The sequence below is a fragment of the Mycobacterium sp. E1214 genome, assembly GCF_001666755.1.
In the GTDB taxonomy this organism is placed as follows: domain Bacteria; phylum Actinomycetota; class Actinomycetes; order Mycobacteriales; family Mycobacteriaceae; genus Mycobacterium.
The window spans coordinates 1-10585 of record NZ_LZJC01000112.1; the positions used below are offsets into that span (position 1 = coordinate 1).

9 protein-coding genes and 2 pseudogenes are annotated in these 10585 nt (G+C 66.9%); 9 read left to right on the forward strand and 2 right to left on the reverse strand.

The features are described from left to right. Positions 1-66: 66 nt before the first annotated feature. Positions 67-246, reverse strand: a pseudogene (locus A5700_RS15915) (acyl-CoA dehydrogenase); the annotation flags it as partial. A gap of 18 nt (positions 247-264) precedes the next feature. Further along, the gene (locus tag A5700_RS15920) at positions 265-1446 is read right to left on the reverse strand and encodes an acyl-CoA dehydrogenase (protein ID WP_068070170.1); all 1182 of its coding nucleotides are present in this window, start codon (positions 1444-1446) and stop codon (positions 265-267) included. Between the two features lie 208 nt (positions 1447-1654). Between A5700_RS15920 and A5700_RS15925 the strand changes: the two genes are divergently transcribed. The 9 genes and pseudogenes from A5700_RS15925 to A5700_RS15965 all read left to right on the forward strand — a co-directional run. After that, positions 1655-1846 (forward strand): ferredoxin, encoded by a 192-nt coding sequence (locus A5700_RS15925; protein WP_068070204.1) that lies wholly within the window; start codon positions 1655-1657, stop codon positions 1844-1846. A 104-nt stretch (positions 1847-1950) separates the two neighbouring features. After that, a pseudogene (locus A5700_RS15930) lies at positions 1951-2853 on the forward strand (3-oxoacyl-ACP reductase); the annotation flags it as partial. Between the two features lie 235 nt (positions 2854-3088). Beyond that, positions 3089-3853: an ABC transporter permease gene (locus tag A5700_RS15935; RefSeq protein WP_068070172.1), complete on the forward strand. Its 765-nt coding sequence runs from the start codon at positions 3089-3091 to the stop codon at positions 3851-3853. Positions 3854-3867: 14 nt separating this feature from the next. Continuing rightward, the gene (locus tag A5700_RS15940; RefSeq protein ID WP_068070173.1) at positions 3868-4710 is read left to right on the forward strand and encodes an ABC transporter permease; all 843 of its coding nucleotides are present in this window, start codon (positions 3868-3870) and stop codon (positions 4708-4710) included. A gap of 19 nt (positions 4711-4729) precedes the next feature. Beyond that, positions 4730-5932: a virulence factor Mce family protein gene (locus A5700_RS15945; RefSeq protein ID WP_068070174.1), complete on the forward strand. Its 1203-nt coding sequence runs from the start codon at positions 4730-4732 to the stop codon at positions 5930-5932. Continuing rightward, on the forward strand, positions 5932-6987 hold the full coding sequence (locus tag A5700_RS15950; RefSeq protein WP_068070175.1) for an MCE family protein: 1056 nt from the start codon (positions 5932-5934) through the stop codon (positions 6985-6987). The genes A5700_RS15945 and A5700_RS15950 overlap by 1 nt, the downstream gene beginning before the upstream one ends. After that, positions 6977-8041: a virulence factor Mce family protein gene (locus A5700_RS15955; protein ID WP_068070176.1), complete on the forward strand. Its 1065-nt coding sequence runs from the start codon at positions 6977-6979 to the stop codon at positions 8039-8041. The genes A5700_RS15950 and A5700_RS15955 overlap by 11 nt, the downstream gene beginning before the upstream one ends. Beyond that, positions 8041-9501, forward strand: coding sequence for a virulence factor Mce family protein (locus A5700_RS15960; protein ID WP_068070205.1), 1461 nt, complete (start codon positions 8041-8043; stop codon positions 9499-9501). Before A5700_RS15955 ends, A5700_RS15960 begins: the two co-directional genes overlap by 1 nt. Then, on the forward strand, positions 9498-10585 hold a 1088-nt coding region (locus tag A5700_RS15965; protein WP_068204841.1), incomplete at its 3' end, for an MCE family protein. The genes A5700_RS15960 and A5700_RS15965, both read left to right, overlap by 4 nt.

Genomic DNA, 10585 nt, shown 5'->3' on the forward strand with positions numbered 1-10585 from the left:
GCAGATCGCCATCCTCGTCGCGCTGGGCCACCAGCTGGCCGCGGTGCCCTACCTGGAGTCGGTGGTGCTGGGCGCCGAGGCGCTGGTCAGGATGCCGGCGTCGATCAGCTTGCCCCACAGGTCCCGGTCGAACCGCTGCTCGAGCCCGTCGAGGTGGCGCTGGTGTTCCGGGGTGCACACCGAGTCGACGATGGTGTCGACCAGGCCGCCGAGGTCATGCGCCGCTTCGGTTGTCGTGAAATCCATGAACGTCCGTCCTTCTGCTCAGCGGTTGGCCCGCGGCAGGCCGAGCGCGACCATGCCGATGATGTCGCGCTGCACTTCGTTGGTGCCGCCGCCGAAGGTCAGGATCAGGCAGGCCCGGTGCATGCGCTCGACCCGGCCGCGCAGCAGTACGCCCGGCGAATTCTGGCGCACCGTCGCGGCCGTGCCCAGCACCTCCATCAGCAGCCGGTAGGCCTCGGTGGCCAGCTCGGTGCCGTAAACCTTGGCCGCCGACGCGTCGGCGGGGGAGAGGGCCTCGCCCTCGGACGACGCCAGCTCCCAGTTGATCAGCTTGAGTACCTCGGCCTTGGCGTGCACCCGCGCCAGGTTGATCTGCACCCACTCGGAGTCGATGAGCCGGGCGCCGCCGGCGTCCTTGGTGTTCTGCGCCCACTCCCGGACCTCCCGCAGGGCCAGGAAGATCGGCTGCGCGGACACCAGGGCGACCCGCTCGTGGTTGAGCTGGTTGGTCACCAGCTTCCAGCCGCCGTTCTCCTCGCCGACCAGGTTCGTCACCGGGACCCGCACGTCGGAGTAGTAGGTGGCACTGGTGTCCACGCCGGACACGGTGTGTACCGGGGTCCAGGAGAAGCCCTCGGCCGTCGTCGGCACCACCAGCATGGAGATGCCGCGGTGCTTCTTGGCCTCGGGGTTGGTGCGCACCGCCAGCCAGACCCAGTCGGCGTAGGCGATGAGGCTGGTCCACATCTTCTGCCCGTTGATGACGTAGTCGTCGCCGTCGCGGACCGCGTTGGTGCGCAGGTTCGCCAGGTCGGTGCCGGCGCCGGGCTCCGAATAGCCGATGGAGAAGTGCAGCTCGCCGGCCGCGATTTTGGGCAGGAAGAACTTCTTCTGCTCTTCGGTGCCGAAGGCCATGATGGTCGGCGCCACGCTGTTGATCGTCAGGAACGGCACCGGCACGCCGGCGATCGCCGCCTCGTCGGTGAAGATCAGCGAGTCCATGGCCGAGCGGTCCTGGCCGCCGTACTCCTTGGGCCAGTTCAGGGTGAGCCAGCCGTCCTTGCCCATCTGGGCGACGGTGTCGCGGTACGCGGTGCCCGTCCCCACCTCGCCCTCCGTCGAGGTCAGCGCCTCGCGGCGCTCGGGCGTCATCAGCGTGGTGAAGTACGACCGCAGCTCGCGGCGCAGCTCCTCCTGTTCCGGGGTGTAACTGATGCGCATTTCAGCCGTCCTTCGCTAACGTCTCGCCCGTAATGCCACGTCACACTCCGCGGCTCGACCAACGGCCACCCGTTCGCCTTCCCGGTTGTAACACGTTCTAGTCTGGGAATCCAGCGACCGTTTTGCCAGACGCGCCGGGGCCCTATGGTGGTCCTACACGCCGATGGGGCGTGTCCTCGGAATGATGGCCTGGCTCAAGGAGGGTGCTGTGCGGGTGATCGTGGACCGTGACCGGTGCGAAGGTAACGCGGTGTGCTTGGGAATCGCTCCCGATATCTTCGACCTGGACGACGAGGACTACGCCGTCGTGAAGCTCGACCCGATTCCCGCCGACCGGGAGCAATTGGCCGAGCAAGCCATCGCCGAGTGCCCGCGCGCCGCGCTGCTACGCGGCGACTGACCGCACCGTCACCGACAACTAGAGGTATTCATAAATTGACTAGGCCTTTTGACCCGGCTTCTCCTCAGACCGCTCCGCGGTCCGCATCGTCGCCGGGAGCCAACACGAACGCGACCGATCTGTCCGGAAAGGTCGCGGTGGTCTCCGGCGCGGCCGCGGGGCTGGGCCGCGCCGAGGCGCTCGGCTTAGCCCGCCAGGGCGCCACCGTCGTCGTCAACGACATCGCGGCCGCGTTGGACGCCTCCGACGTCATCGATGAGATCAATACCACCGGCGCCAAGGCCGTCGCCGTGGCCGGCGACATCAGCGAACGCTCGACGGCCGACGAGCTGGTTGCCACCGCCGACGGGCTGGGCGGTCTCGACATCGTTGTCAACAACGCCGGGATCACCCGCGACCGGATGCTGTTCAACATGTCCGACGAGGAGTGGGACCTGGTGATCGCGGTCCACCTGCGGGGTCACTTCCTGCTGACCCGCAACGCCGCCACCTACTGGCGGTCGAAGGCCAAGGAGGCGGGCGGGACCGTCTTCGGCCGCATCGTCAACACCGCGTCGGAGGCAGGGTTGGTCGGTCCGGTGGGGCAGGCGAACTACGGCGCCGCCAAGGCGGGCATCATCTCGCTCACCCTGACCGCGGCGCGAGCGCTGGGCCGCTACGGCGTGACCGCCAACGCGATCTGCCCGCGGGCGCGGACCGCGATGACGGCCGACGTGTTCGGCCCCGGCCCCGACGCCGGGGAGGGTGGCGTCGACCCGTTGTCGCCAGAGCACGTCGTGAGCCTCGTCAAGTTCTTGGCGAGCCCGGCCGCCGCGGAGGTCAACGGTCAGGTGTTCATCGTCTACGGGCCCCAGGTGACGCTGGTTGCCGCGCCCACCGCGGAGCACCGATTCAGCGCCGACGGGGCCGCCTGGGAGCCCGCGGAGCTGAGCGCGACGCTGCAGAACTACTTTGCTGGCCGTGACCCTGAGCGAAATTTCGCGGCGTCCGCGTTGATGGAGCAATAGGGCGGCGAATTGACCTCCGAAAGGCTCCGGACCAGGTAGAACGTGTTTCAGTTTGACACGTGACAAGTGGTTCTGACCTGCTGTGTTAACGGTTCGGACAAACTAATTCCGTTCATTGACACGGTGAAGTCGTTCTGAGTTAATATGATCCGGCTCACACGGGTCGGCGTGTGACTGACGACATCGCATAAGCAACACTTAGACTTCGCCGTGAGCAGCTGAGGGGGGACTCAAGTTGATCGAACAACTTGCGGTGCCCGCGCGCGCCGTCGGCGGGTTCTTCGAAATGATGATCGACACCGCCCGCGCCGCGTTTCGCCGGCCGTTCCAACTCGGTGAGTTCCTCGACCAGACGTGGATGATCGCGCGGGTCTCGCTGCTGCCCACCCTGCTGGTGTCCATCCCGTTCACGGTGCTGGTGGCCTTCACGCTCAACATCCTGCTGCGCGAGATCGGCGCCGCCGACCTGTCCGGCGCCGGAACCGCGTTCGGCACCATCACCCAGCTGGGTCCGGTGGTCACGGTGCTGGTCGTGGCCGGTGCCGGGGCCACCGCGATCTGCGCCGACCTGGGCGCCCGCACCATCCGGGAAGAGATCGACGCGATGCGGGTGCTCGGCATCGACCCGATCCAACGGCTCGTCGTGCCCCGGGTGCTGGCGTCGACGGTGGTGGCGTTGCTGCTCAACGGCCTGGTCTGCGCCATCGGCCTCTCCGGTGGCTACGTGTTCTCCGTCTTCCTGCAGGGCGTCAACCCGGGGGCCTTCATCAACGGGCTGACGGTGCTGACCGGCCTGCGCGAGCTGGTGCTGGCCGAGGTCAAGGCCCTGCTGTTCGGTGTGATGGCCGGCATGGTGGGGTGCTACCGCGGTCTCACCGTCAAGGGCGGTCCGAAGGGCGTCGGCAACGCGGTCAACGAAACCGTCGTCTACGCCTTCATCTGCCTCTTCGTGATCAATGTGGTGATGACCGCCATCGGCGTCCGAATCTCGGCGAAGTGAGCGGGTGACCACCGATGAGCTATGACGCCACGCTGCGCTTTCGCCGCTTCTTCTCCCGGTTCCAGGGGCCCGTCGACGACTTCGGCGAACAGGCGCTGTTCTACGGCCAAACCGTTCGGTACGTCCCCAACGCGCTGACCCGCTACCGCAAGGAAACCGTCCGGCTGATCGCCGAGATGACCATGGGCGCCGGCGCGCTGGTGATGATCGGCGGGACGGTCGGTGTGGCCGCCTTCCTGACCCTGGCCTCCGGCGGTGTCATCGCCGTGCAGGGCTATTCGTCGCTGGGCAACATCGGCATCGAGGCGCTGACGGGGTTCCTGTCGGCGTTCCTCAACGTCCGGGTGGTCGCGCCGGTGATCGCGGGCATCGCGCTGGCCGCCACCATCGGCGCGGGCGCCACCGCCCAGCTGGGGGCCATGCGGGTGTCGGAGGAGATCGACGCCGTCGAATGCATGGCCGTGCACTCGGTGTCCTACCTGGTGTCGACCCGGTTGATCGCCGGGCTCATCGCGATCATCCCGCTGTACTCGCTGTCGGTGCTCGCCGCGTTCTTCGCCGCCCGCTTCACCACGGTGTACATCAACGGGCAGTCCAAGGGGCTCTACGACCACTACTTCAACACGTTCCTGATCCCCTCGGACCTGCTGTGGTCGTTTCTGCAGGCGATCGTCATGTCGATCGCGGTGATGCTCGTGCACACCTATTACGGCTACAACGCCAGCGGCGGGCCGGTGGGCGTGGGCATCGCGGTCGGTCAGGCGGTGCGGACATCGCTGATCGTCGTGGTCGTCATTACTTTGTTCATCTCGCTCGCTGTGTACGGAGCGTCCGGTAACTTCAACCTCTCCGGATAAGAGGACCGCTTACACAGTCATGGCAGAAACGGGAACGAAGCGCACCACCGTCCGGCTGGCCGCCGCGATACTGGCCAGCCTGATGGTGGGTTTCGCCGTGCTGACCTACCTCTCTTATACGGCGGCGTTCGCGTCGATCGACACGGTCACCGTCGCGGCGCCCCGCGCCGGGCTGGTGATGGAGAAGGGCGCCAAGGTCAAATACCGCGGCATCCAAATCGGCAAGGTCGAAACGATCGACTACTCCGGTGACCAGGCGCGGCTGATCCTCGGCATCAACAGCGACGACCTGCATTACATCCCGTCCAACGCGACCGTGCACATCGCCGGGAACACCATCTTCGGTGCGAAGGCGGTGGAGTTCATCCCGCCGGCGTCGCCCTCGCCGACCGCGCTGCGCCCCGACGCCCACGTCGCGGCGTCGGCCGTGCAGCTGGAGGTCAACACCTTATTCCAGTCGCTGATCGACCTGCTGCACAAGATCGACCCCGTCGAACTCAACGGGACGCTCAGCGCGTTCTCGGAAGGCCTGCGTGGCCACGGCGACGACCTCGGCGGAATCCTGTCGGGCCTCAATACCCTTGCGCGCCAGGCCAACCCGAAGCTGCCGACCCTGCAGGAGGACTTCCGCAAGGCCGCGGTGGTGACCAACACCTACGCCGACGCGGCGCCCGACCTCAACACCGTCTTCGACAACCTGCCGACCATCAACAAGACCGTCGTCGACCAGCAGAACAACCTCAACGACACGCTGCTGGCCACGATCGGGCTGGCCAACAACGCCTATGAGACGCTGGCGCCGGCCGAGCAGGACTTCATCGACGCCATCAACCGGCTGCGGGCCCCCTTGAAGGTGGCCTCCGAATACTCGCCGGAGTTCGGCTGCCTGTTCTCGGGAATCGACCGCGGCCTCAAGGAGTTCGGCCCCATCCTCGGTGTCCGGAAGGCGGGCCTGTTCACCTCGTCGAGCTTCGTGCTCGGGGCACCCGCGTACACCTACCCGGAATCGCTGCCGATCGTGAACGGCACCGGAGGCCCGAATTGCCGCGGCCTGCCGGACATCCCGAACAAACAACACGGCGGGTCGTGGTACCGGGCGCCGTTCCTGGTGACCGACAACGCCAACATCCCGTACGAGCCGTTCACCGAACTGCAGTTCGACGCCCCCTCGACCCTGCAGTTCCTGTTCCACGGTGCCTTCGCGGAACGGGACGACTTCTGATGCCCGCTCCGGGAGGAATGCCGTCGCACCGCTCGATGATGATCAAGGTCAGCGTCTTCGCGGTCGCCATGCTGCTGGTGTCCGCGGCCCTGGTGGTGGTGTTCGGCGATTTCCGGTTCGGCCCCGAAAGCACCTACCACGCGACGTTCACCGACGTGTCGCGGTTGAAGTCGGGCAACAAGGTCCGCATCGCCGGCGTGCCGGTCGGCGCGGTCTCCGGTGTGAAGCTCAACCCGGACAACACGATCGACGTGAAATTCGGGGTCGACAAGCGCTACACGCTGTACTCGTCGACCCGCGCGGTGATCCGTTACGAAAACCTGGTCGGGGACCGGTATCTGGAGATCACCTCCGGGCCGGGCGAACTGCGCAGGCTGCCGAACGGTGGCACGATCAACGCCGCGCACACCCAGCCCGCGCTGGACCTCGACGCGCTGCTCGGCGGGCTGCGGCCGGTGCTCAAGGGCCTGGACGCCGACAAGGTCAACACCATCAGCAGCGCCGTCATCCAGTTGCTGCAGGGTCAGGGCGGGGCGCTGTCCGACGTGCTGGCCAACACCAGCGCGTTCTCCTCGGCGCTGGGCCAGCGCGACCAACTCATCGGTGACGTCATCAACAACCTCAACACCGTGCTCAAGACGGTCGACGAGCGCAGCGCGAAGTTCTCCGCCAGCGTCGATCAACTGCAGCAGCTGATCAGCGGGCTGGCCAAGAACAAGGACGACATCGCCGGTGCCATCCCCCCGCTGGCGTCGACCACGACGGATCTGACGGACCTGCTGAAGAATTCGCGCCGGCCGCTGCAAGGCATCCTGGAAAACACCCGCCCGCTGGCCACCGAGATCGACAACCGCAAGGCCGAGGTCAACAACGACGTCGAGCAGCTTGGCGAGGATTACCTGCGGCTGGCGGCGCTCGGCGCCTACGGCTCGTTCTTCAACATCTACTTCTGCTCGGTGACCATCAAGATCAACGGCCCGGCCGGCGGCGACATCCTGTTGCCGCTCGGTGGTCAGGTAGACCCGAGCAAGGGCAGGTGCGCTTTTGTCAAATAACCCTTCGCACGAACGCGACCCGCTGCGCACCGGCATCTTCGGCGTGGTGTTGGTGGTGTGCGTCGTGCTCATCGCGTTCGGCTACGCCGGGCTGCCGTTCTACCCGCAGGGCAAGACCTACGACGCCTACTTCACCGACGCGGGCGGCATCAACCCCGGCAACTCCGTGTACGTCTCGGGCCTGAAGGTCGGCAAGGTGACCTCGGTGGGGCTGGCCGGCGACAGCGCCAAGATCACTTTCAGCGTCGACCGGCACGTCGCGGTGGGTGACCAGTCGCTGGCCGCCATCCGCACCGACACCATCCTCGGCGAGCGGTCCATCGCGGTGACACCGGCCGGCGGTGGCAAGACGACCAGCATCCCGCTCAGCCGCACCACGACGCCCTACACCCTGGCCGGCGCGCTGGAGGACCTCGGCCAGAACGCGAACAATCTGGACAAGCCGCAGTTCGAGCAGGCCTTGAACGTGCTGACCGACACGCTGCACGACGCGACACCCGAGCTGCGCGGCGCGCTGGACGGCGTGACCTCCCTGTCGCGGACCCTCAACACCCGCGACGAGGCGCTGCAAGGTCTGCTGGCGCACGCGAAATCGGTGACCGGGGTGCTGTCCCAGCGCGCGGAGCAGGTCAACAAGCTGGTCGACGACGGCAACGAACTGTTTGCGGCGCTCGACGAGCGGCGCGCCGCGATCGGCCAGCTGGTCGGCGGCATCCAGGGCCTCTCCCAACAGATTTCGGGCTTCGTCGCCGACAACCGCAAAGAGTTCGGCCCCGCCCTGAGCAAGCTCAACGACGTGCTCAGCGACCTCAACGAGCGCCGCGACTACATCACCGAGGCGCTCAAGCGGCTGCCCACCTACGCCACCGAGCTGGGCGAGGTCGTCGGCTCCGGGCCGGGATTCAACGTCAACGTCTACGGGGTGATCCCGGCGCCGCTGCTGGCCACGATGTTCGACTTCGTCTACCAGCCGGGCAAGATGCCGGCCAGCCTGGCCGACTACCTGCGCGGGTTGATCCAGGAGCGCTGGGTCATCAGGCCGAAGTCGCCGTGATGCGAAACGTCATGGGCCGGGCCGCCCGGAGCAGGGGGCTGCGCTACGCCACCATCATCGCGCTCGTCGCGGTGTTGGTCGGTGGCGTGTATGTGCTGACCTCTCAAGGGAACAACCGCAAGATCGTCGGCTACTTCGCGTCCGCCGTCGGGCTGTACCCCGGTGACCAGGTCCGCATCCTCGGCGTTCCGGTCGGCACGATCGACACGATCGATCCGGAGCCCGCGAACGTCAAGATCACCATGTCGGTGTCCAAGGATGTGAAGATTCCGAAGGACGTCAAGGCCATCGTCATGTCCCCGAACCTGGTGGCCGCGCGGTTCATCCAGCTGACCCCCGCGTACACGGGTGGGGCGACGCTGCCCGACGGCGCCAGCATCGGTGCCGACCGCACCGCGGTGCCGGTGGAGTGGGACGAGGTCAAGGAGTCGCTCACCCAGCTGGCGGTTCAGCTCGGTCCGACCACCGGGTCGATGCAGGGGCCGCTGGGCGCCGCCATCAACCAGGCCGCCGACACCTTCGACGGCAAGGGCGACTCGTTCCACAACGCGCTGCGCGAGCTGTCGCAAGCCGCTGGGCGCCTTGGGGATTCGCGCAGTGACATCTTCGGCACGGTGAAGAACCTGCAGGTGCTGGTCAACGCGCTCTCGGCCAGCAACGACCAGATCGTCCAATTCGCCGGCAGTGTCGCCTCGGTGTCTCAGGTGCTGGCCGACAGCTCGCGTCACCTCGACACCACGCTGGGGACGCTGAACAAGGCGCTCTCCGACGTTCGGGGCTTCCTGCACGACAACAACTCGACGATCATCGACACCGTCAACAACCTCAACGACTTCGCCAAGACGCTGAGCGACCAGAGCGACAACATCGAGCAGGTGTTGCACGTGGCGGGGCCGGGCATCTCGAACTTCTACAACATCTACGACCCGGCACAGGGCACGCTGAACGGCCTGCTGTCCATACCGGAATTCGCCAACCCCGTGCAGTTCATCTGCGGCGGTTCCTTCGAGACCGCCGCCGGCATCCGGGCGCCCGAGTACTTCAAGCGGGCCGAACTGTGCCGGGAACGGTTGGGTCCGGTGCTGCGCCGATTGACCGTCAACTATCCGCCGCTGATGTTCCACCCGCTCAACACGATCACGGCCTACAAGGGCCAGATCATCTACGACACCCCGGAGACCCAGGCCAAGTCGGCGACCCCGGTCCCGCAGCTGACCTGGATCCCCGCCAAGGGCACTCAGACCCCGCCGGCGTCGCAGAACCCGGCGGACCTGCAGGCCCTATTGGTCCCGACGCCCCCGCAGAGCGCGCAGGCGCCGGCCCCCGCGCCGGCGTTGGGCAACGCGGAGCCCGCCCCGGGGAGCGCGTTTGGTCCACGGCCGGGCCCGGCGCCCGGCCAAGCGGCGCCGCCGCCTGGTCAAGCGGCGCCGCCGCCCGCCACACCCGGGAGCGGCGGATGAGGCGAATGTTGTTGCGTGCCGGCGTATTCGCGATGGGCAGCGCCTTGCTGGCCGGCTGCCAGTTCAGCGGGCTGAATTCGCTGGCCATGCCGGGCACCGCCGGGCACGGCAGCGGCGCCTACTCGATCACGGTGGAACTGCCCGATGTGGCGACGCTGCCGCAGAACTCCCCGGTGATGGTCGACGACGTCACCGTCGGCAGCGTTGCCGGCATCGCCGCCGAACAGCGCGCCGACGGGTCGTTCTACGCGGCGGTCAAGTTGGCCTTGGACAAAAACGTTGTCCTGCCCGCCAATTCGACGGCGACGGTGGCGCAGACATCGCTGCTGGGGTCCATGCACATCGACCTCGCGCGCCCGAAGAACAAGCCCGCGGTCGGCCGGCTGACCGACGGTTCGAAGATCGCCGAGGCCAACACCGGTCGTTACCCGACCACCGAGGAGGTGCTGTCCGCGCTCGGGGTGGTGGTCAACAAGGGCAATGTAGGCGCGCTGGAGGAGATCACCGACGAGACCTACCAGGCGGTCGCGGGGCGTCAGGACCAGTTCGTCGACCTGATGCCGCGGCTGGCGGAGCTGACCGCCGGCCTCAACCAGCAGGTCGGCGACATCATCGACGCGACGGACGGCCTGAACCGGTTTTCCGCGACGCTGGCCCGCGACAAGGACAACCTGGCCCGGGCGCTGGACACGCTGCCCGAGGCGTTACGCGTGCTGAACAAGAACCGCGGCCACATCGTCGAGGCCTTCGCGGCCCTCAAGAAGCTGGCGACCGTGACGTCGAACGTGTTGGCCAAGACGAAGAGCGACTTCGCCGCCGACCTGAAGGACCTGTACGCGGTGGTCAAGGCGCTCAACGACAACCGGAAGAACTTCATCACCTCGCTGCAGATCCTGTTGACCTTCCCGTTCCCCAACTACGGCATCAAGCAGGCGGTGCGCGGTGACTATCTCAACGTGTTCACCACCTTCGACCTGACGCTGCGCAGGATCGGGGAAACCTTCTTCACCACCGCGTACTTCGATCCGAACATGGCCCACATGAACGAGATCCTCAACCCGCCGGATTTCTTGACCGGTGAGTT